Annotated in this window: 20 protein-coding genes; 16 read left to right on the top strand and 4 right to left on the bottom strand. The window is 69.5% G+C overall.

All coding sequences use genetic code 11. The features are described 5' to 3' along the window. Positions 1-113: 113 nt before the first annotated feature. Both AC5RTY_RS12820 and AC5RTY_RS12815 read left to right on the top strand, forming a co-directional pair. Entirely contained in the window at positions 114-1,913 is a 1,800-nt protein-coding gene (locus AC5RTY_RS12820) for a proline--tRNA ligase (protein WP_494002432.1), read from the top strand. Continuing rightward, entirely contained in the window at positions 1,910-2,710 is an 801-nt protein-coding gene (locus AC5RTY_RS12815; RefSeq protein ID WP_494002431.1) for a sulfite exporter TauE/SafE family protein, read from the top strand. The genes AC5RTY_RS12820 and AC5RTY_RS12815 overlap by 4 nt, the downstream gene beginning before the upstream one ends. Positions 2,711-2,744: 34 nt before the next feature. On the opposite strand, the gene AC5RTY_RS12810 is transcribed toward AC5RTY_RS12815, so the two are convergent. Beyond that, a complete protein-coding gene (locus AC5RTY_RS12810) occupies positions 2,745-3,806 on the bottom strand; it encodes a DUF4439 domain-containing protein (protein ID WP_494026370.1) in 1,062 nt (353 codons plus the stop codon). Between the two features lie 129 nt (positions 3,807-3,935). On the opposite strand from AC5RTY_RS12810, the gene rimP reads away from it, so the two are divergent. The 5 genes from rimP (at position 3,936) to rbfA (ending at position 9,491) form a co-directional block, all read left to right on the top strand. Beyond that, positions 3,936-4,550, top strand: a complete 615-nt coding sequence (rimP, locus tag AC5RTY_RS12805; RefSeq protein WP_494014190.1) for a ribosome maturation factor RimP — start codon at positions 3,936-3,938, stop codon at positions 4,548-4,550. A 1-nt stretch (position 4,551) separates the two neighbouring features. Beyond that, entirely contained in the window at positions 4,552-5,526 is a 975-nt protein-coding gene (gene nusA / locus AC5RTY_RS12800) for a transcription termination factor NusA (protein ID WP_494014189.1), read from the top strand. A gap of 85 nt (positions 5,527-5,611) precedes the next feature. After that, positions 5,612-5,986, top strand: a complete 375-nt coding sequence (locus tag AC5RTY_RS12795; RefSeq protein ID WP_494002427.1) for a YlxR family protein — start codon at positions 5,612-5,614, stop codon at positions 5,984-5,986. A 143-nt stretch (positions 5,987-6,129) separates the two neighbouring features. Further along, positions 6,130-8,946, top strand: a complete 2,817-nt coding sequence (infB, locus tag AC5RTY_RS12790; protein ID WP_494109962.1) for a translation initiation factor IF-2 — start codon at positions 6,130-6,132, stop codon at positions 8,944-8,946. A gap of 83 nt (positions 8,947-9,029) precedes the next feature. Further along, the gene (gene rbfA, locus AC5RTY_RS12785) at positions 9,030-9,491 is read left to right on the top strand and encodes a 30S ribosome-binding factor RbfA (RefSeq protein WP_494074799.1); all 462 of its coding nucleotides are present in this window, start codon (positions 9,030-9,032) and stop codon (positions 9,489-9,491) included. Between the two features lie 167 nt (positions 9,492-9,658). Here the strand turns inward: rbfA and AC5RTY_RS12780 are convergent, their stop codons facing one another. Next, positions 9,659-10,786 carry a ScyD/ScyE family protein gene (locus tag AC5RTY_RS12780; protein ID WP_494074800.1) on the bottom strand — a complete coding sequence of 376 codons (1,128 nt, stop codon included), beginning with the start codon at positions 10,784-10,786 and terminating at the stop codon, positions 9,659-9,661. 241 nt (positions 10,787-11,027) lie between these two features. On the opposite strand from AC5RTY_RS12780, the gene truB reads away from it, so the two are divergent. The 7 genes from truB to AC5RTY_RS12745 all read left to right on the top strand — a co-directional run bounded on the left by truB (position 11,028) and on the right by AC5RTY_RS12745 (position 18,182). After that, positions 11,028-11,936 carry a tRNA pseudouridine(55) synthase TruB gene (truB, locus tag AC5RTY_RS12775; RefSeq protein WP_494074801.1) on the top strand — a complete coding sequence of 303 codons (909 nt, stop codon included), beginning with the start codon at positions 11,028-11,030 and terminating at the stop codon, positions 11,934-11,936. Between the two features lie 2 nt (positions 11,937-11,938). Beyond that, positions 11,939-12,307 (top strand): hypothetical protein, encoded by a 369-nt coding sequence (locus AC5RTY_RS12770; protein ID WP_494014384.1) that lies wholly within the window; start codon positions 11,939-11,941, stop codon positions 12,305-12,307. Further along, positions 12,304-12,777: a hypothetical protein gene (locus AC5RTY_RS12765; protein ID WP_494002422.1), complete on the top strand. Its 474-nt coding sequence runs from the start codon at positions 12,304-12,306 to the stop codon at positions 12,775-12,777. The genes AC5RTY_RS12770 and AC5RTY_RS12765 overlap by 4 nt, the downstream gene beginning before the upstream one ends. 62 nt (positions 12,778-12,839) lie before the next feature. Further along, positions 12,840-13,829: a bifunctional riboflavin kinase/FAD synthetase gene (locus AC5RTY_RS12760; protein ID WP_494002536.1), complete on the top strand. Its 990-nt coding sequence runs from the start codon at positions 12,840-12,842 to the stop codon at positions 13,827-13,829. Positions 13,830-13,977: 148 nt separating this feature from the next. Continuing rightward, the gene (rpsO, locus tag AC5RTY_RS12755; RefSeq protein WP_494002421.1) at positions 13,978-14,247 is read left to right on the top strand and encodes a 30S ribosomal protein S15; all 270 of its coding nucleotides are present in this window, start codon (positions 13,978-13,980) and stop codon (positions 14,245-14,247) included. Between the two features lie 315 nt (positions 14,248-14,562). Continuing rightward, a complete protein-coding gene (locus tag AC5RTY_RS12750; RefSeq protein WP_494023859.1) occupies positions 14,563-16,806 on the top strand; it encodes a polyribonucleotide nucleotidyltransferase in 2,244 nt (747 codons plus the stop codon). A 2-nt stretch (positions 16,807-16,808) separates the two neighbouring features. Next, positions 16,809-18,182 (top strand): M16 family metallopeptidase, encoded by a 1,374-nt coding sequence (locus tag AC5RTY_RS12745; RefSeq protein WP_494026366.1) that lies wholly within the window; start codon positions 16,809-16,811, stop codon positions 18,180-18,182. A 69-nt stretch (positions 18,183-18,251) separates the two neighbouring features. On the opposite strand, the gene AC5RTY_RS12740 is transcribed toward AC5RTY_RS12745, so the two are convergent. Both AC5RTY_RS12740 and moaA read right to left on the bottom strand, forming a co-directional pair. Then, on the bottom strand, positions 18,252-18,596 hold the full coding sequence (locus tag AC5RTY_RS12740; protein WP_494002419.1) for a MoaD/ThiS family protein: 345 nt from the start codon (positions 18,594-18,596) through the stop codon (positions 18,252-18,254). Further along, entirely contained in the window at positions 18,597-19,700 is a 1,104-nt protein-coding gene (moaA, locus tag AC5RTY_RS12735) for a GTP 3',8-cyclase MoaA (RefSeq protein ID WP_494026365.1), read from the bottom strand. Positions 19,701-19,813: 113 nt separating this feature from the next. Between moaA and AC5RTY_RS12730 the strand changes: the two genes are divergently transcribed. Beyond that, a complete protein-coding gene (locus AC5RTY_RS12730; protein ID WP_494002417.1) occupies positions 19,814-20,218 on the top strand; it encodes a TOBE domain-containing protein in 405 nt (134 codons plus the stop codon). A 1-nt stretch (position 20,219) separates the two neighbouring features. Then, entirely contained in the window at positions 20,220-21,020 is an 801-nt protein-coding gene (gene modA / locus AC5RTY_RS12725) for a molybdate ABC transporter substrate-binding protein (protein WP_494026364.1), read from the top strand. The last annotated feature ends 72 nt before the right edge of the window (positions 21,021-21,092 follow it).

Genomic DNA, 21,092 nt, shown 5'->3' with positions numbered 1-21,092 from the left:
CGCCGTCCCGCCCCCGCGGGCTGTCGCTGGCATGCGCGCGGAGCCAGTAGATTAGAAGGCAGTTGAATTTCGCGGGCCCTGCCGGCCCAACCCTTGAGAAACGGATTCCTGCAGTGGTTCTTCGCCTGTCCAGCATGTTCCTGCGCACCCTGCGCGATGACCCGGTCGACGCCGAAGTTGCCAGCCACAAGCTGCTGGTGCGCGCCGGCTACATCCGCCGCGCCGCCCCCGGTATCTACTCCTGGCTGCCGCTGGGCCTGAAGGTGCTGGCCAAGGTGGAGGCCGTGGTCCGCGAGGAGATGAACGCCATCGGCGCCCAGGAAGTCCATTTCCCGGCGCTGCTGCCGCGCGAACCGTACGAGGCGACCAATCGCTGGACCGAGTACGGCGACGGGTTGTTCCGCCTGCAGGACCGCAAGGGTGCCGACTACCTGTTGGCCCCCACGCACGAGGAAATGTTCACCCTGCTGGTCAAGGATTTGTACTCCTCGTACAAGGACCTGCCGGTGACGCTGTACCAAATCCAGAACAAGTACCGCGACGAGGCCCGCCCGCGCGCCGGGCTGCTGCGCGGCCGCGAATTCATCATGAAGGACTCCTACTCCTTCGACGTCGACGACGAGGGCCTGGACGTCAGCTATGACGCGCACCGGCGCGCCTACCTGCGGATCTTCAAGCGCCTGGGCTTGGAAGTGGTGACCGTCAAGGCCACGTCCGGCGCCATGGGCGGGTCGAAGAGCGAGGAGTTCCTGCATCCCACCGAGATCGGCGAGGACACCTTCGTGCGTTCGCCCGGCGGCTACGCCGCCAACGTGGAGGCCGTCACCACCGTCGCACCGGAGCCGGTGGACTACGCCGACGCCCCGGCCGCCGAAGTCAAGGACACCCCGGACACCCCCACGATCGACACCCTGGTGGCCGCGGCCAACCAGCTGGCACCGCGCGCGGACGGGGAATGGACCGCCGCGGACACGTTGAAGAACGTCGTCCTGGCCATCAAGCTGCCCACCGGAGAGCGGAGCCTGGTGGTCATTGGCGTACCGGGCGACCGCGCCGTCGACCTCAAGCGCGTCGAGGCGAACATCGGTGCCTTCCTCCCGGTGGGCGGCGAAGTCGAGGTCGAGGCGGCCACCGAGGAAGACCTGAAAAAGCATCCCGGCCTGGTCAGGGGCTACATCGGTCCCGGCGAGAGCCTGGACGCCGCGGTCCTCGGGACCGAGTCGGCCACCGGCCTGCTCTACCTCGTGGATCCCCGGGTGGTGCCCGGCACGCGCTGGATCACCGGCGCGAACGAGGACGGCAAGCACGTGTTCGGTCTGGTCGCCGGACGCGACTTCGGCTGGGACGGCGTCGTCGAGTCGGTCGAGGTCCGCGAAGGGGACCCCGCGCCGGACGGCTCCGGTCCGCTGGAGGCGGCCCGCGGCATCGAAATGGGCCACATCTTCCAGCTGGGCCGCAAATACGCCGAGGCACTGGGCCTGCAGGTGCTGGACCGCAACGGCAAGCTGGCCACGGTGACCATGGGCTCCTACGGCGTGGGCGTCACCCGTGCGGTGGCCGCACTCGCCGAGGCCTATCACGACGACAAGGGCCTGGCCTGGCCGCGCAACGTGGCCCCGGCCGACGTCCACATCGTCGCCACCGGGAAGGGCACGGAAATTTTTGAGGCAGCCAACAGGCTGGCCGAGGAACTGTCCGCCGCCGGCGTCGATGTCATCTACGACGACCGGCCCAAGGTCTCTCCGGGCGTGAAGTTCTCCGATGCCGAACTCATCGGCGTGCCCACCATCGTGGTGGTCGGCCGCGGCCTGGCCGACGGCGTGGTCGAAGTCAAGGACAGGGCCACCGGGCAGGCCGAAAACGTGCCGCTGGCCGAGGCCGCCGGGCAGTTGGCGGCCCTGGCCGGGAGGTGAGCTCCGGACTCGAGGAACTGCAGCTGGCCACCCTCGCCCTCGTGGTCGTGGGTGGCTTTGCCGCCGGCTGGGTGGACGCCGTGGTGGGCGGCGGCGGCCTGCTCCAGTTGCCCGTGCTGCTGCTGGTCCCCGGCATCAGCCCGGTGCAGGCACTGGCCACCAACAAGATGGGCTCCATCTTCGGCACCACCACCAGCGCAGTGACCTATTACCGCAGGGCGCACCCGGACCTGAAAACCGCGCTGCCAATGGCCGGCGTCGCGCTGGCGGGAAGCTTCGGCGGGGCGATCGTGGCCACCGTGCTGCCCGCCGAGGTGTTTAAGCCGATCATCGTCGTCGCCCTGATCGCGGTGGCCGTCTTTACCGCGCTGCGTCCGACGGCGGGATCGTTGACCCGGCTGCGGTACAAGGGCGCCCGGCACCTCGGTGCGGCCGCCGGAATCGGGCTGGTCATTGGCTTCTACGACGGCCTGATCGGTCCCGGCACCGGCTCGTTCCTGATCATCGCGATGGTGGCGCTGCTCGGCTACAACTTCCTGGCTGCCAGCGCGAAGGCCAAGATCGTGAACATGGCCACCAACCTGGGCGCCCTGGCCTTTTTCCTGCCCAGCGGGGCGCTGCTGTGGGGGCTCGGGCTGGTGCTCGGCGTCGCCAACATGGCCGGCGGTTACGTCGGTGCACGGATGGCCGTCTCCCAGGGCAGCAAGTTCATCCGCGTGGTCTTCCTGGCCGTGGTCGCGGCCCTGATCCTCAAGCTTGGCTACGACGTGTTGCAGGAGAACGTGCTGGGCCGCTGATCCGGACCGGAGGGGGCGGCCAGCTGCCCCCTCGTCACGAGCCGGTGGCGGGCGCGGCCAGCAGTTCGTCGTCCAGTCCCGGGGCGGGCGGCACGACGCCGGTCGAGGCCGCCAGGTCCGCCGTGGCGGTGGCGAGGCCGGACACCGCGTGCTCCCGCACCCTCCCGCTGCTGAGCGCGACCAGGTCGGCCAGCGGCCGGAGGGAAGCCTCCTCGGCGCCCTGCAGCGCCGGCAGCGGATCGGCCGCGAAGTCGCTGCCCAGGGCATACGCCGGCTCCGGCAGCGGCAGGGCCAGGCATTCGGCCGCCGCCACCGCCCGCCAGTCCCCGGCGGCGCCGGCATGCGCCGCGAGGCGCTCGGCGGCGACCGCGCGTTCGGCGCCCGCGAGGCGCGGCAGCACCGTTTCATAGGCGTAGGCCAGGCGCTCGTGGCTGCGGACGACGGCGGCCAAGGCCTCCTCCGTCGTCGGCGCGCCGGGCGTCGTCGACCGTGTCACGTCCCCGGCCGGAGCGGAAGGGGCGGCGCAGCCGGGGGAGGCGGGCGGTATCTCCGGGGCTTCCCACGGCGCAGCCACTTCCGAACCGCCGGCCAAAACCTGCGCCTGGGCGAACACCGCGGAGCCGATCGAGGCCAGCAGCCGGGCCAGCCCCGGGTCCGTCTCCTGGGCGTCGGCCAGCAGGTCGCCGGCCAGCCCGGCCAGCTCCCCGGGACCGGGTGGCCTTGCGGCCGGGGGCGGGCTGCCGGCCAAGCCGGCGGGGGACGACGGGGCCGCGGTGTCCGGCGCGGCAGGGGACCCGGACGGCCACGACGTGGTCAGCCGCAGCAGGTCCGCCTGGGTCCGGAGCAGGTCGGCGGTGGGGGAGGCGCCGTCGTCGTCGTGTTCCTCGAAGGCCGAGGCCAGGTTCTCCAGGCCGGCCAGAGCGTCGAGGCGGGCTTGCTCGGTGGTGCTGGGGGGCGGGGCGGGTTCGGTGATGCTCGCCACCACGGTGCCGGTGCTGACCACGATCGCCGCGGTGAGCAACAGCAGCGGCGCCCGGCGCCACGCCCGGGATGGCGCGGCCTGGTTGCCGCCGCGGCGCCTTGAAGTAGATCCCACAACTGAAGATGATGTCACGGCTTCGGCGTCCGCTGCACCGGCGTAGGCCGGGAACTGGCCGCCGGGAGGCCACCGGTGACGGTAAAGTCGCTAGTCTAGAAGCGAGACTTACCGAAACAGGGAGGCAGTATGGCCCAGCGGCGCGATCACAGCGGCGTGCCCACTACCGGAGGGACATCCGGTACCGACACGTCCGCGGAGGCCGCACGCCTGAAAGAGCTGCTGGAACCGTCCGTGGCCGCGCACGAGTTGTTCCTCGAGGATGTGGAAATCCGCCACGCCGGATCACAGCGCATCGTCCACGTCGTCGTGGACCTGCCCGAGGACCAGACCGGCGGCGTAGGGCTCGATGCCATCGCCGAGGTGTCGCAGGCCCTCTCCAAGACGCTGGATGAGGATCCGCGCGACGACGGCCGCGCCTACAGCCTGGAGGTATCCTCGCCGGGGCTCAGCCGGCCGCTCACCCAGCTGCGCCACTGGCGCCGGAACGTGGGCCGGCTGGTCAAGGTCAAGCTGGTCGCCGGCGACGACGTTGCCGGCCGCCTGCTGGAGGTCGGCGAGGCCGGCGTGACCGTGCGGCCGGAAGAAGCGCCGAAGAAGGGCATGAAGCCCCGTCCCGGCGAACCGGTCCACCTGGACTTTACGAACATCCGCTCCGGCAAGGTCGAAGTGGAGTTCGCCCCGGTAGACGACGACACGATTGCCGCCGCCGACGGCGAGCTGGAGAACGAGGAGGAGGCCTGAGATGGATATCGATATGAGCGCCCTGCGGCTGCTGGAGCGCGAACGCGAAATTCCGCTGGACCTGCTGATCCCCACGATCGAGCAGGCCCTGCTGGTGGCCTATCACAAGTCCCCCGGTTCCATCGACCAGGCCCGGGCCGAACTGGACCGCAAGAGCGGCCACGTCACCATCTGGGCGGCCGAAGTGGACGACGACGGCACCGTGATCGGCGAGTTTGACGACACGCCCAGCGGATTCGGCCGGATCGCGGCCAGCACGGCACGCCAGATCATCCTCCAGCGGCTGCGCGACGCCGAGGACGACAACGTCTTGGGCGCCTTCCGCGGCAAGGAGGGGGAGCTGGTGTCCGGCTTGATCCAGCAGGGGCACAACCCCCACATGGTCCAGGTGGACCTTGGCACGGTGGAGGCGCTGCTGCCGCCGCCCGAACAGGTCCCGGGGGAGAGCTACGTGCACGGCACGCGCCTGCGCGCCTATGTGGTGGACGTCCACCGCGGCATGAAGGGCCCCTCGATCACCCTGTCCCGTTCCCATCCCGGCCTGGTGCGCAAGCTCTTCGAACTGGAAGTACCCGAGATCGCGGACAAGAGCGTGGAGATTGTTGCCCTGGCGCGGGAGGCCGGCCACCGGACGAAGATCGCCGTCAAGGCCAACGTGCCCGGACTCAACGCCAAGGGTGCCTGCATCGGCGAAATGGGTTCCCGCGTGCGGGCCGTCATGACCGAGCTGCACGACGAAAAGATCGACATCGTCGACTTCAGCGAGGATCCGGCGACGTTCATCGCCAGCGCGCTCTCGCCGTCGCGGGTCAGCTCCGTGACCATCACCGACCCGGAGACGCGTTCCGCCCGGGTCGTGGTGCCGGATTACCAGCTGTCGCTGGCGATCGGCAAGGAAGGGCAAAACGCCCGGCTTGCGGCAAAACTGACGGGCTGGCGGATCGACATCGTGTCCGACGCGGCCATGGCCCAATAGCGCGCAAGAAGCAAAAACCACGCCCGGTTTCGGGCCTGCAACACGCCCGGTTCGTTGGCCGGGCACTGGAAGCGGTAGAATATCCATGGCCGGGTTTCCCGACAGTCAAAAGCCCTTGCAGGCGCACGCCCAGGCGGCCACGCCGCCCCAGCGGACCTGCATAGGCTGCCGGCGCCGGGAAGACCAGGCCGTTCTGCTGCGGCTGGCAGTCGAAGAAGTCGACGGTGTTCCCACCGTCGTCGTCGATCCGGGCCGCCGCAGGCCTGGACGCGGTGCCTGGATGCACCGCGGACCGGATTGCATGGAACTGGCTTTGAAACGGCATGCCTTCGGCAGGGCCTTCCGGGCCACTGTTGACAGCAGCACTGTTGCAGACCAGTTCCGTGCTGACGACGAGGCGGCCACCGCGGCCGGCCCCGTCACCCCAACCGTCCAACCTGAAAGCGGGTCAGAAAACTGATGGAAACCCGATGAGTGCCAAGTGATGAGTACTTCATTGTGCTCCGCCCGCGGCCTTTCAGCCCATTCTGCTGAAAGCCGCAGCAAGAATTAGACGGTTCGTGCCCGGCAGACCTGCCTCGTGCGGACCGAGACAGGAGAAATGTGGCCAAGGTCCGCGTACACGAGCTCGCAAAAGAGCTCGGTATTACCTCGAAAGATGCAGTATCCAAACTGCAGGAGCTGGGCGAATTCGTCCGCTCAGCGTCATCGACCATTGAGGCACCCGTCGTGAAGAAGCTTCGCGACGCGTTCCCCGCCGCCGCCCCGAAGGGGGAGCAGGCGGCCCCCAAGACAGCACCCAAGGCAGCAGCGCCCAAGCCGGGAGCGAAGCCCGCTCCCAGCGCTCCGGCCGCCCCGGCTCCGGCCGCGGAGGCCGCCAAGCCGTCGCCTGCCGCCCCGGCAGCACCGGCACCGGCACCGGCTCCTGCCGCTCCGGCAGCTCCGGCAGCGGAAGCGGCGCCGCAGCGTGCAGAAGCACCGGCTGCCAAGCCGGGATCGGCAGCTCCGCGCCCCGGCGGTCCCGCCCCGGCCCGCCCCGGTGCCCCGCGCCCCGGTGGCCCGCGCCCCGGCAACAACCCCTTCGCCACGTCCCAGGGCATGCCCCGCGGCCGCGGCGACCGTGACGCCGAGCGTGCTCCGCGTCCGGGCAACAACCCCTTTGCAACCTCGCAGGGCATGCCCCGTCCGGGCGGCCCGCGTCCTCCGGCAGCCGGTCAGGGCGGTCCCCGTCCTGCCGCACCGCGTCCCGGCGCTGCACCGCGTCCGGGGGCTCCCGCGCGGCCGGGCGCACCTCGTCCCGGCGCACCGCGTCCGGGCGGTGCCCGTCCTACGCCGGGCATGATGCCCAACCGCACCGAGCGCCCGGCTCCGGCCGGCCGCGGCGGCGGCGCTCCCGGACGTCCGGGAGCTCCGGCCCGCCCCGGAGCCGGGGGACCGGCGCCGGCCGGCGGCGGTTTCGGCAAGGGCGGCCGCGGACGCGGCGGTACCCAGGGTGCCTTCGGCAAGGGAGGCGCCGGCCGCGGCAAGCAGCGCAAGTCCAAGCGCGCCAAGCGCCAGGAACTGGAGCAGATGAGCGCACCGTCGCTGGGCGGCGTCTCGGTACCCCGCGGCGACGGCAGCACCGTTGTCCGGCTGCGCCGCGGCTCCTCCATCACCGACTTCGCCGACAAGATCGAGGCGAATCCGGCAGCGCTGGTGACCGTGCTGTTCCACCTCGGCGAGATGGCCACCGCCACGCAGTCGCTGGACGAGGACACCTTCGAGCTGCTCGGCGTTGAACTGGGCTACAAGATCCAGGTTGTCTCCCCGGAGGACGAAGAGCGCGAACTGCTTGACTCGTTCGACATCGACCTCGACGCCGAACTCGAGGCCGAGGGCGAAGCCGACCTCGAGCGGCGCCCCGCCGTCGTGACGGTCATGGGCCACGTGGACCACGGTAAGACCCGCCTGCTGGACGCCATCCGCAACACCCGGGTGGGCGAAGGCGAACACGGCGGCATTACCCAGCACATCGGCGCCTACCAGATCGACTTCCAGCACGATGACCGGGACCGGAAGATCACCTTCATCGACACCCCGGGCCACGAGGCGTTCACCGCCATGCGTGCCCGCGGCGCGAAGGTCACCGACATCGCCATCCTGGTGGTGGCCGCGGACGACGGCGTCATGCCGCAGACCGTGGAAGCGCTGAACCACGCGCAGGCTGCCGGCGTGCCCATCGTCGTCGCCGTGAACAAGATCGACAAGGAAGGCGCCAACCCGGAGAAGATCCGCGGCCAGCTGACCGAGTACGGCCTGGTTCCGGAGGAATACGGCGGCGACACCATGTTCGTGGACGTCTCGGCACGCGAGGGCCTGCACATCGAGGATCTCCTCTCGGCCGTGCTGCTGACCGCCGACGCCGCCCTGGACCTGCGGGCCAACCCGAACAAGGACGCCCGCGGCATCGCGATCGAGGCGAACCTGGACAAGGGCCGCGGCGCAGTGGCGACCGTGCTGGTCCAGTCCGGAACGCTGCGGGTGGGCGACGCCATCGTCACCGGCAGCGCGCACGGCCGCGTCCGTGCCATGTTCGATGAAGACGGCGCATCCGTCACCGAGGCCGAACCGTCGCGTCCGGTCCAGGTGCTGGGTCTGTCCACCGTCCCGCGCGCCGGCGACACCTTCCTGGTGACCGACGACGAGCGCACAGCCCGCCAGATCGCCGAGAAGCGTGAAGCCGCGGACCGCAACGCAGCCCTGGCCAAGCGCCGCAAGCGCATCAGCCTCGAGGACTTCGACAAGGCCGTGGCCGAGGGCAAGGTCGACACCCTCAACCTCATCCTCAAGGGCGACGTGTCCGGTGCCGTGGAGGCGCTGGAAGACTCGCTGCTCAAGATCGATGTGGGCGAGGATGTCCAGCTGCGCGTTATCCACCGCGGTGTCGGTGCCATCACGCAGAACGACGTCAACCTGGCCACCGTGGACAATGCCATCATCATCGGCTTCAACGTCAAGCCGGCCGAGCGGGTGGCCGAACTGGCCGACCGCGAGGGCGTGGACATGCGCTTCTACTCGGTCATCTACGCGGCGATCGATGATATCGAACTCGCGCTGAAGGGCATGCTGAAGCCGGAGTACGAAGAGGCACAGCTGGGCACGGCCGAAATCCGCGAGATCTTCCGTTCGTCCAAGTTCGGGAATATCGCCGGCTCCATCGTCCGCTCGGGCACGATCCGCCGCAATACCAAGGCGCGCGTCACCCGCGACGGCAAGGTCATCGGCGAGAACCTCACCGTTGACTCGCTCAAGCGGTTCAAGGACGACGCGACCGAGGTCCGCGAAGGATTCGAATGTGGCATCGGACTTGGGTCGTTCAACGACCTCAAGGAAGGCGACATCATCGAGACCTTCGAAATGCGCGAAAAGCCGCGCGTCTAGCAGTCGGCCTGCAGCGGGCGTCCGGTGGCATCGCCGCCGGGCGCCCGCTGTTCCGCCATCAACACGAGAATTGAGGAGGGGTCATGGCAGACCCAGCACGCGCCGCCAAGATGGCCGACCGGATCAAAGTTGTGGTCGCCCAGGCGCTTGAGCGCAGGGTCAAGGATCCCCGTTTGGGATTTGTGACCATCACGGACGCCCGGGTGACCAACGACCTGCAGCACGCCACCGTCTACTACACGGTGTTCGGCGACGCCGAAGAGCAGGACGGGACCCGCAAGGCACTGGAGTCCGCCAAGGGCGTCCTGCGGGCGGAAGTGGGCCGGAACATCACCGCCCGGCTCACGCCCACGCTGGAATTCGTCGCGGACGAGATTCCGGTGAACGCCAGCCACCTGGAGGAGCTGTTGCGGGCCGCGAAGGCCAAGGACGCCGAGGTCGCGGCCCTGGCCGAAGGCGCCGCCTTTGCCGGCGAAGAGGACCCGTACCGCAAGCCCGAAGACGAGGACCAGGACGACGCCGGCCGCGGAACGCGTCCGGAATAGCGGCTTCCGCGCCCACTGACGTCCCGCTGCGGCCCAGGGCCGTTGCTCCCGGGCGTGGGCCGCGCTGATCAACGACCGCTGCACGGCCCGACGGCCGTTGCACCAAAGGGCGGGCCACCTGCTGTGCGCAGGTGGCCCGCCCATTTTCCGGTCCCGGCAGCCGCGGATCAGTGCAGCCGGATCTTGATGACCTTGCCGTCGGGAGGTGTCTTGCCGGTGAAGTCAGGGAGCGCATTGGTTGTGGCGTAGAGCCGGTCGCCGCGGATCTCCAGCGCACCCGGGGCAGTGGTCTCGAAGAACGTCCGCACCTTGTCGTGGCCCTTCTTCAGCACGGAGATCTTGTTGCCGAACATCTCGGCAATGTAGATGTCGCCGCGTGAGCTGACCGCCAGGTTGGTGGCGCCGGACAGGCCCCCCGCCAGCTGCACGACCTTCCCGGTGTGGGCATGGACCTTGAAGACGCGGCCGAGCGCGCCGATGCTCCCGTCTTCGGGACCGCCCGGCAGCGAGGTGACGTACAGCCAGCCGTGCCGGCCAAACTCAACGTCCGTAGGCACCGGCTCCAGATAGTACTTCTGGCCGACCACGCAATCCGGCAGGCCCATGCCTGCCGCCAGCGCAGCGGTGACCCGGAAGGATGCCGGCGGCAGCACCGCTACGGTGCTGACCCGCTTGCTGTGCTTGTCGACCTTCAGTATGGCGTTGCCGCCGGCGTCGGCGACATAAATGCTGTGCCTGTTGGCGGCCGTGGCATAGGCGTTGGAGTCGACGTTGCCCTTGTATTTGGCCGGGATCCCCTCCGGAATCTTGTCCAGGCACTGCCGGTCCTTCACATGGCGGAAGCCGTAGGTGACGCGGCCGTCCGGGTTGTGCTTCTTCTCATAGGCCGCCACGTCGGCGATCTTCTGAGGCGCGGCCTCGTCGTCGTGCAGGTCCAACGACTTGATCCACTGCACGTTCGGCAGCCCGTCCATGCCGCCGGCACCGGTGCCCTCGGAGAAGTAGACCGTGTGCCTGTAGAGGGAGGCGGACGCGACCTGGGGTCCGCCGGAGCGGTACAGGACTTCGGGATCGCCATGGCGCTTGATCCGGTTCAGGACGCCGGCGAAGTTCTGTGTCACAAACAGGCCGTGCCGGCCGGCCGCAAGACTCAGCGGCGATTGCAGCCCCTCGGCCAGCACGGTCGCCGACGGAGGCTCCGGGCTCTCCCGGTGGGCCGATGACGGTGCCAGGCCGGTGCCGAACGCAAGTCCGAGCGCCAAAGGAAGGGCGAGATACAGCGATGATTTTTTCACGATGAAGCTCCTGAAGAGAGCCGCGGGGCACCCCGGACGACTCGCAGGCCGGCGGAGTGGCCGGAGAACAAGGGCAAGTGATGCCGAAGAGGCGACTGTGCCGCTGGCCTGCTGAAATCCCTTGGAGGCCGCATCCACGGCACGCAGTGTGCTCAAAATATTGCAGCCCCCGGAGGCTGTCAATGATGCACGCTTTAAGCCCCGACCGGCCGTTTCCCCGGGACGCCATATACTGAAAGGCGTGACTTCTGGCCTGCTCCGTTCCGGATTGATACTCGTCGACAAGCCGCAGGGGTGGACCAGCCACGACGTTGTCGGCCGCATGCGCCGCCTGGCCGGAACGCGGAAGGTTGGCCACGCCGGCACCCTGGACCCCATGGCCACGGGCGTGCTGGTGGTCGGCGTCAATAAGGCCACCCGGTTGCTGACCTACATCGTCGGCGCCCCCAAGACGTATGACGCCACCATCCGGCTCGGCCAGTCCACGGTGACCGACGACGCCGAGGGCGACGTCACGGCGGAAACCATCGCCGCTGCCGTGACGGAACAGCAGATCAGGGACGGCGTCGCCGAACTGACCGGCGAGATCCTGCAGGTACCGAGCAGCGTCTCGGCCATCAAGGTCAACGGCCAGCGGTCCTACGCGCGCGTGCGCTCCGGACAGGACGTGGTGTTGGCCGCCCGGCCGGTCACGATCCACCGGTTCGAGGTCCACGGCATACGGCGCGGCCGCGGCGGGAAGGTGCAGGACGTGGACGTCACCGTCGAATGCTCGTCGGGAACCTACATCCGTGCGCTGGCGCGCGATCTCGGGCAGCGGCTGGGCGTCGGCGGGCACTTGACGGCCCTGCGCCGGACCCGGGTGGGTCCGTTCCGGATCGAAAACGCAGCCACGTTGGATGAACTGGCCGACGACCTGCGGATGACGGGCCTCGACGAGGCCGCGCGGGTGCTGTTCCCGGTCCGGGAACTCAGCGCCACCGAGGCCGACGATGTATCACACGGCCGACGCATCCCGGCCGCCGGAGCACCCGGCGCGACGGCGGCGTTCGCCCCGGACGGATCGCTGGTGGCGCTGCTGGAAGACAACGATGCGCAAGCCAGGCCCCTGCTGGTGTTCGCACCGGGAAACGAGGCGGACGCACAGTGATCATCGACGGTTTTTTCATCGCCGGCACGGTGGTCACCCTGCTTGCCGCGGTCATCTGCGTGGTTGCCGCCCTCCTGAAACACGGTCCCAACGACGTCACGATTCTCTCGGTCGCCGCGGTGGAGCTGTTTCTGCTCGTCTACGGGGCGGCCGGTATCATCAGACAGGCTTCCGGTGAGCCCGTCAGCGGGGAAACCTGGGAATTTTGGGGCTACCTGATCACCGCCTTGCTGGTTCCGGTAGCAGCCTTCTGGTGGGCCATCATGGACCGCAGCCGGTGGAGCAACCTGGTGCTGGGGGCGGCGGGAATCACGGTATTCGTCATGCTGGTGAGAATGGAACAAATTTGGGACGGAGCGATCGCCGTATGAAACCCGGCCAGGAACAACAACGGGCAAGGCATACCCGGGACGTGAGCGCCGCCGCAGGCCGCGCCACCGGTCCCGGCCGGCTCCTGGTGGCGGTCTACGGGGTGTTCGCGCTCTCCGCCACCGCCCGGGCGGGTTACCAGATAGCGACCAAGTTCTCGGAAGCGCCGGTGGCCTACCTGCTGTCCGCCTTCGCCGCCGTCGTGTACATCCTGGCGACCGTTACATTGGCCAGGTCCGGGACCCGCTCCTACTGGCTGTCGGTGGCCGCCGTGAGCATCGAACTCGTGGGAGTCCTGGCCGTCGGGCTGCTGAGCGTGCTGGATCCCCAGCTGCTGCCGCAGGACACGGTGTGGTCGGGCTTCGGCCAGGGGTACGGATACGTCCCCCTGCTGCTGCCGGTCATCGGCCTGTGGTGGCTCTGGCGGCACCGGCCGGCGGCGGGCGCGAAGCCCTCCGAAGGTCGTCCATAATGGAAGGGGTCCCGGCGACGGGTCCGCACCCGCTGAAGGCCCCGACCGACGAGGAGTTTGCTGTGCACTACTGGAAAGACCTGGCCGACGTACCCCGCGGCTATGGTCCGTCAGTGGTGACGCTGGGAAATTTCGACGGCGTCCACCGCGGCCACCAGCAGGTGCTGCGCCGCCTGGTGGAGACCGCGTCCGCCCGCGGGACGCGGGCGGTGGCGATTTCTTTCGATCCGCATCCTTCCCAGGTCCACCGGCCGGACGCCGCCCCGCAGCTGATCATGGGACTGCAGGACCGGGTCGAGGCGCTGGAGGCCAGCGGCCTGGACGGGCTGCTGATGATGACCTACACGCTGGAACTGGCCGGCGAAACCCCTGAGGAGTTCGTCCGCAAAGTCTTCGTGGAGACCCTCGGCGCCACCGCCGTCGTCATCGGCCACGACACGCGGTTCGGGAAGAACAACGCCGGCGACCTGAACACCATGCAGGAACTGGGCCGGCAGTTCGGCTTCACCGTCGAGGTCGTCGACGAATATGAAACCGATGCGGACCTCGGCGCCGCGGGCAGCGGCCGGCGCTACTCGTCGTCCTGGGTCCGGGAAGCCCTCGCCGCGGGGGATGTCGCCACGGCGGCGGAGGTGCTCGGACGCACCCACCGGATGCGCGGCGAAGTCGTGCACGGCGACGCCCGCGGCCGGGAACTGGGTTTTCCCACCGCGAACCTGTCCAAGCATGCAACGGGCATGATCCCCGGCGACGGCGTCTACGCCGGCTGGCTGGTGGACCAGCACGGCACCAGGTGGCCGGCCGCCATCTCGGTGGGCTCGAATCCGACCTTCGAGGGCGCCAGCCGCCGGGTCGAGGCGCACGTCATCGACCGGCCGCAGGAGGACACGGACGACTTCGATCTCTACGGGCAGCAGGTGGTGGTCGAGTTCGTGGAACGCCTGCGCGGCATGGTGGCCTACACCGGCCCCGAGGCCCTGATCGCCCAAATGCGCGACGACGTGGTGCGTACCCGAAGCCTGCTTTCGACAGACCAAGCCCGCAACAGGTAAACTGGCCGATGGATTCGGCTGCGGTCCGTGGCGGCTGTATCCCTCCGTGCTCTGCTGCCGGCAAGCCTCTGGCGGCCGGCGGAGACTGCGGAGCCCCCGGCAGCGAAGTGCTGACTCGGGCCTCACGGCACAACTTCTAGGAGTTACTGTGGCATTAGACGCCGCGCTCAAGCAGGAAATCATCAAGGAATACGCCACGCACGAGGGCGACACGGGTTCTCCCGAGGTTCAGATCGCTGTTCTGTCCCGTCGCATCTCCGACCTGACGGAACACCTGAAGATGCACAAGCACGACCACCACACCCGCCGGGGCCTCATGGCACTGGTCGGCCGCCGTCGTCGCATGCTCACCTACCTGCGTGACACCGACATCACGCGCTACCGTGCGCTCATCGAGCGCCTCGGCCTGCGCCGCTAGTCAGTGACGGAGGCGGCTCTTCCGTCCACTGCGACACGGGGACAGGAGAGCCGCCTTTTTCCTACCGCGCCGGTTTGCGGCGCGGCAGGAGCACGGCCGCCGGGAGACCGTCGGCCGATAACTACATCAACTGGAGACTTTCGGTATCGCGGCATTCGCGGTCCTCGGTAGTGGCTTCCGGGACGCCCTTAAGGGCTTGCCCGTAGGTCTCGATCGAAGACCGGGTGGCGTACAGGCAGGCTGGCCGTGAAGCGGCCTCGCAGGTTTGGGCAGATACCGGCGGCCTCCGCACTCGAAGAAACGGAGGTGGCTCTCTTGGAGGGTCCCGAAATTCAGTACTCAGAAGCTGTCATCGACAACGGCCGGTTCGGCCAGCGCGTGGTCAGGTTCGAAACCGGCCGCGTGGCCCAGCAGGCGGCCGGCTCGGCAATGGTCTACATCGACGAAGACACCGCACTGCTCTCCGCCACCACGGCGGGCAAGTCCCCGCGCGAAGGCTTCGACTTCTTCCCGCTGACCGTCGACGTGGAAGAGCGGATGTACGCCGCCGGCCGCATCCCGGGCTCGTTCTTCCGCCGCGAAGGCCGCCCGTCCACCGAAGCGATCCTGGCCTGCCGCCTGATGGACCGCCCGCTGCGCCCCGCCTTCGTCAAGGGGCTGCGCAACGAGGTCCAGGTAGTGGTGACCGTGTTGGCCATCAATCCCGACGTCATGTACGACGTCGTCGCGATCAACGCCTCCTCGATGTCCACCCAGCTGAGCGGCCTGCCGTTCTCCGGCCCGATCGGCGGCGTCCGCGTGGCGCTCGTGGACGGCCAGTGGGTGGCCTTCCCCAAGCACTCCGAACTGGAGCGCGCCGTGTTCAGCATGGTGGTGGCCGGCCGCATCGCCGCCGGCAACGACATCGCCATCATGATGGTCGAGGCCGAAGCCACCGACAACGCCTGGAACCTGATCAAGGAAGAGGGCGCCACCGCGCCCACCGAAGAGGTCGTGGCCGAGGGCCTCGAGGCCGCCAAGCCGTTCATCCGGGCGCTGTGCGAGGCCCAGTCCGACCTGGCCGCCCGCGCGGCCAAGCCGACGGTCGAATTCCCGATCTTCAAGGACTACGAGGACGATGCCTTCGCCGCCGTGGAGTCCGCCGCAGCTGCCAAGCTGACGGAAATCTTCTCGATCGGCGACAAGCAGCAGCGCAACGAGGCCGCAGACGCGTTCAAGGCCGAGATCCTGGCGCAGCTGGCCGGCACCGAGACGGCGGAATTCGCCGGTCGCGAGAAGGAAATTTCCGCGGCTTTCAACGCCGTGACCAAGAAGGTTGTCCGCCAGCGCATCCTCACCGAGCAGGTGCGCATCGACGGCCGCGGGCTGAGCGACATCCGCAAGCTGACCGCCGAGGTCGAGGTCCTGCCCCGCGTCCACGGCTCGGCCATCTTCGAGCGCGGCGAAACCCAGATCCTGGGCGTCACCACGCTGAACATGCTGAAGATGGAGCAGCAGATCGATTCGCTGTCGCCGGTGACGCGCAAGCGCTACATGCACAACTACAACTTCCCGCCGTACTCCACCGGTGAGACCGGCCGCGTGGGCTCGCCCAAGCGCCGCGAAATCGGCCACGGCGCGCTGGCCGAGCGCGCTCTGGTGCCGGTGCTGCCGTCGCGTGAAGAGTTCCCGTACGCCATCCGCCAGGTCTCCGAGGCGCTGAGCTCCAACGGCTCCACCTCCATGGGCTCGGTCTGCGCCTCCACCCTGTCCCTGCTCAACGCCGGCGTGCCGCTGAAGGCCCCGGTCGCCGGCATCGCCATGGGACTTGTCTCCGACCAGGTCGACGGTGAAACCCGCTACGCGGCGCTCACCGACATCCTGGGTGCCGAGGACGCCATGGGCGACATGGACTTCAAGGTCGCCGGTACCTCGGAGTTCGTCACCGCCATCCAGCTCGATACCAAGCTCGACGGCATCCCGGCGTCCGTGCTGGCCGCCGCCCTGAAGCAGGCCCGCGAGGCACGGCTTCACATTCTCGGCGTGATCAATGCCGCGATCGACCAGCCGGACGAAATGAGCGAATTCGCCCCGCGGATCATCTCGGTCAAGATCCCGGTGGACAAGATCGGCGAGGTCATCGGCCCGAAGGGCAAGATGATCAACCAGATCCAGGAAGACACCGGCGCGGACATCTCCATCGAGGACGACGGCACCGTGCTGATCGGCGCGACCGACGGTGCGGCCGCCGAAGCCGCCCGCGCCGCCGTCAACGCGATCGCCAACCCGCAGATCCCCGAGGTGGGCGAGCGCTACCTGGGCACGGTCGTGAAGACCACCACCTTCGGTGCCTTCGTGTCGCTGACCCCGGGCAAGGACGGCCTGCTGCACATCTCCGAGCTGCGCAAGCTGGCCGGCGGCAAGCGCGTGGACAACGTCGACGACGTGGTGTCGGTGGGCCAGAAGGTCCAGGTCGAGATCACCAAGATCGACGACCGCGGCAAGCTGTCCCTCGCCCCCGTAGTGGCCGAGGACGCCGCAGCCGACGAGGCGTCGGCCGAAGAGGCCGTGGCCGAGTAAGCATGACCGTCGTCGCCCTGCCGCTGGTCGGCAGCATGCAGCATGCCGACGCCACCGAGCTCGGCGGGTCGGACCCCACACTGGTCCACGGCGAACCGGGCGGCGCCATCGTGCGCCGCTCGGTGCTGCCCGGGGGAGTGCGGGTGCTGACCGAAGCGATGCCCGGCCAGCGGTCGGCGACGATCGGATTCTGGGTCGGTGTTGGCTCGCGGGATGAAGCCGCGGGCCAACACGGCTCGACCCACTTTCTGGAGCATCTGCTCTTCAAGGGCACCAGGCGCCGGACGGCGCTGGACATCGCCTCCGCCTTCGACGAGGTCGGCGGCGAATCCAATGCGGCCACGGCCAAGGAAAGCACGTGCTACTACGCCCGCGTCCTGGATTCGGACCTGCCGATGGCCATCGACGTGATCGCCGACATGATCACCTCCGCGGTCCTTGACCCGCAGGAGCTGGAGCAGGAACGCGGAGTCATCCTCGAAGAGATCGCCATGGACAATGACGATCCCGCGGACGTCTGCCACGAAAAATTTGTTGAGGCGGTGCTCGGCGGGCACCCCCTGGGCCGGCCGATCGGCGGGACGCCGGAGGCGATCAAGGCGGTGGCCCGGGAATCGGTCTGGGCCCACTACCAGCGCTACTACCGGCCCGACGAGCTGGTGGTCACCGCGGCCGGCGGGCTGGACCACGACGCGGTGTGCGCCCAGGTGCTCGCCGCCCTGGAGTCGGCCGGCTGGCACCTCGAGGCCGGTGCGGTCCCGGTGCCCAGGCGGGAGACGGCGGCCGCAGCCATCGCCCCCGTCGCCGGCACGTACGTGCACCGCCGCCCGGTCGAGCAGGCCAACATCGTCATGGGCTGCCCGTCCATCAACGCCACCGACGAGCGCCGCTTCGTCATGAGCGTGCTCAATGCCGTGCTGGGCGGCGGCATGTCCTCCCGGCTCTTCCAGGAGATCCGGGAGAAACGGGGCCTGGCCTACGCCACCTATTCGTTCTCCGGCGCCTACGCCGATGCGGGCTACTTCGGCATGTATGCCGGTTGTTCGCCGGCCAAGACCGGCCAGGTCATCGACCTGCTCGGGGCCGAGCTCGACCGGCTGGCGGCCGACGGCATCTCCGCCGACGAGCTGCGCCGGGCCGTCGGCCAGCTTTCCGGCGGCATCGTGATGGCCCTGGAAGACAGCGGTTCCCGGATGTCGCGGCTGGGCCGGGCCGAGCTGGTGTCGGGGGAGTTCTTGGACATCGACGAGTCGCTCGCCCGGATCGAGGCCGTGACCGCCGGGCAGGTCCGGGAGCTCGCCGTCGAACTGGCAGCGGCGCCGCGCGTGGTCACCGTCGTCGGCCCCTTCGACTCTGCGGCGGACTTCGGCCGGTAACCGGGCCCCTGCCCGCCCGGCGGCCGGTAACCGGCCGCCGTCCGCCTCCACGGAGATGAGGGGGCGCGGTCAGCCGCCGGCGAACGGCGGCAGGATGTCAATCACGTCGTCTGCCGCCAGCGGTGCCTGCCGGTCCTTCCACGCCACCTCGTTGCGCAGGAAACTGCTCCGGGCGAGGACCGACTCCATGGAGGGAGCGGACGACCTGCCGGGTGCGGCAGGCATCGGACGCCCGCCCCCAGCCGAGGGGACGGCCCCGGCACCGACGGGCACCGGTTCCTTCGCCGCCGCGGTGCTGTGCCGGGCGATGACCTCGCGCAGCACCGTCTCCAGCGTGCTGCCGTCGGGCAGCGGCAGGGATTCCTCCTCGACGCCGGCGGCGGCCTGCGCCGCCCCAAAATACCGGATGATCATCTATCCGCCTATCGCACTCATGGTCCGGTCCGGCTGGACGAAGTCCGTGCCGCCCAGACCCGCATGATCCATACCGTGGGCCTTGGGTTTGCCCCACATCGCATGCCGCCACCGTTCCGCCACTGCCTCGTCGTCCGCGCCGGAGCGCAGGAGGTCCAGCAGGTCAGTTTCCTCGTGCGAGAACAGGCAGGAGCGCACCTTGCCCTCGGCCGTGACCCGGGTGCGGCGGCAGTCGGCACAGAACGGCTCGGTTACGGAGGCGATGATTCCCACGGTGCCGGCGACGACGCCGGGGCGGCCCCGCCGCCGCACCTCCCACCGTTCCGCCGGGGCGCCGTCGCGTGAGCGCGGGTCCGGGGAGAGCAGGAAGACCGGCTCCAACAGGGCGCGGATCTCGGCGGCCGACAGCATGTTCTGCCGGGTCCAGCCATGGTCCGCGTCCAGCGGCATCTGTTCGATGAACCTTAGCTCGTAGCCCCGTTCCACCGCCCAGTCCAGCAGCGCGGGCGCCTCGGCGTCGTTGATGCCGCGCATCAGCACCGCGTTGATCTTCAGCAGGCCCAGGCCGGCCGCGTCGGCGGCTTCGATGCCGGCGAGCACCCGGTCAAGGAACGGGCGGCGGGTCAGCTGCGCAAACGTCTCCGGGTGCAGCGAGTCCAGCGAGACGTTGATCCGGGTCAGGCCGGCCGCCTTCAGGGCGGCCGCCTTCTTCTCCAGCCCGAGGGCGTTGGTGGTCAGCGACACCGGCAGGTCGGGGTGGTTGTTGCGGACGGCAGCGATGATGTCCACCAGCCCGGCACGGACCAGGGGTTCGCCGCCGGTCAGGCGCAGCTCGCGCACGCCCAGCCGCCCGACGGCGATCCGTACCAGCCGGACCACCTCGTCGTCGCTGAGGACCTGTTCCTTGGCCAGCCAGTCCAAGCCTTCGGCCGGCATGCAATAGGTGCAGCGGAGATTGCACTTGTCGGTCAGCGAGATCCGCAGGTCGGTGGCCACCCGGCCAAAGCGGTCCACCAGCGCCGGGCCGGTCCCTGCGGGGCGCGCCGGGGCCGCGGCGGACGCGGTCCCGCCGGGAACCTGCGGCATTCCCAGATCAACGCTCATACCTCGAGGGTACCCGGCGGAGGGCGGCGCATGCGGGATGGTTCCGGCAGGGGCGACACCGGACGCAACCCGAACGTGTCCGGTTCCGCATTTGCGGAACTATACTGCTTTCCATGACGCAGATACGCATCTCGGATGCTGCGCGCTTCCTGGGGGTCAGCGACGATACCCTGCGCCGCTGGATCGACGCCGGAGCGCTGGCCAAGCACCGGGACGCCTCCGGCCGGGCGACCGTGGACGGCGCGGAGCTGGCCGCCCTGGCCCGGGAGCAGGCTGCCCTGCCCCAGGATCCCACCGGGATCGGCAGCTCGGCCCGCAACCGCTTCGTGGGGATCGTGACCGATGTCCGGCTGGACGCGGTGATGGCCCAGGTGGAGCTGCAGTGCGGTCCGCACCGGGTGGTGTCCTTGATGAGTGCCGAAGCCGTGCGGGACCTCGGCATCGAACCGGGGTCGGTGGCGGTGGCCTCGGTCAAGGCGACCATGGTCGCCGTTGAGACGCCGTCGGGGACGAGCTGAGGTGCGCCGCTGGCAGCGCCTGGCCGGCCCGGCGGCGGCCGCGGCCTGCGTCCTCGCCGGCAGCGCGTGCGCGGCGCCGGGGCCGTCGGGAGCGGGCGCGGCGGGCCGGTCGGACGGTTCCGGGCCCGAGGGCACGGTGACCGTTTTCGCGGCGGCGTCGTTGCACTCCGTCTTCTCCGGGCTGGCCGACGAGTTCGAGGCCGGCCACCCCGGGGTGGAGGTGCGCCTGAACAGCGGGGGTTCTTCGGACCTCGCCGCCCAGATCCTGGCAGGGGCCCCGGCGGACGTTTTCGCGGCGGCCGACCAGGCGACCATGGACCTGGTTGGCGGCCACGGACTGAACGAGGGCCCGCCGGCGGTCTTTGCCACCAACGTGCTGCAGATCGCGGTGCCCGCCGCGAACCCCGCCGGCGTCTCGTCGCTGGACGACCTGGCCGAACCCGGGGTCAAAACCGTGCTGTGCGCACCCCAGGTTCCCTGCGGCGCCGCGGCCGCCGCCGTCCAGCGCGCCGCCGGCGTCCACATCCCGGCGGTCAGCGAAGAGCAGTCGGTCACCGACGTCCTGGGCAAGGTGCTCTCCGGCCAGGCCGACGCCGGCCTGGTGTATGCGACGGACGTGCAGGGCGCCGGAGGAAAGGCCCGCGGCATCTCCATCCCCGAAGCCGGGCAGGCGGTCAACGCCTACCCGATCGTCGGCCTGAAGGGGGCGGACAACCCGGCGGCAGCCGAGGCCTTCGTAGATCTCGTGACCGGGGACGCAGGCCGGAAGGCCCTGGCGGCGGCGGGATTCGGCCCGCCCTAAGCGCAGCGCGGCGCCCGGCCCCGGCCAGGGCGCCCGGATGGGATGCGGACAACCTTCGGAACGAACGGGAGA

It is taken from the genome of Arthrobacter sp. Y3224055, from assembly GCF_059090825.1.
Note: the sequence above shows the minus strand (reverse complement) of the source record. Positions and strands in the feature narration are given on the sequence as shown.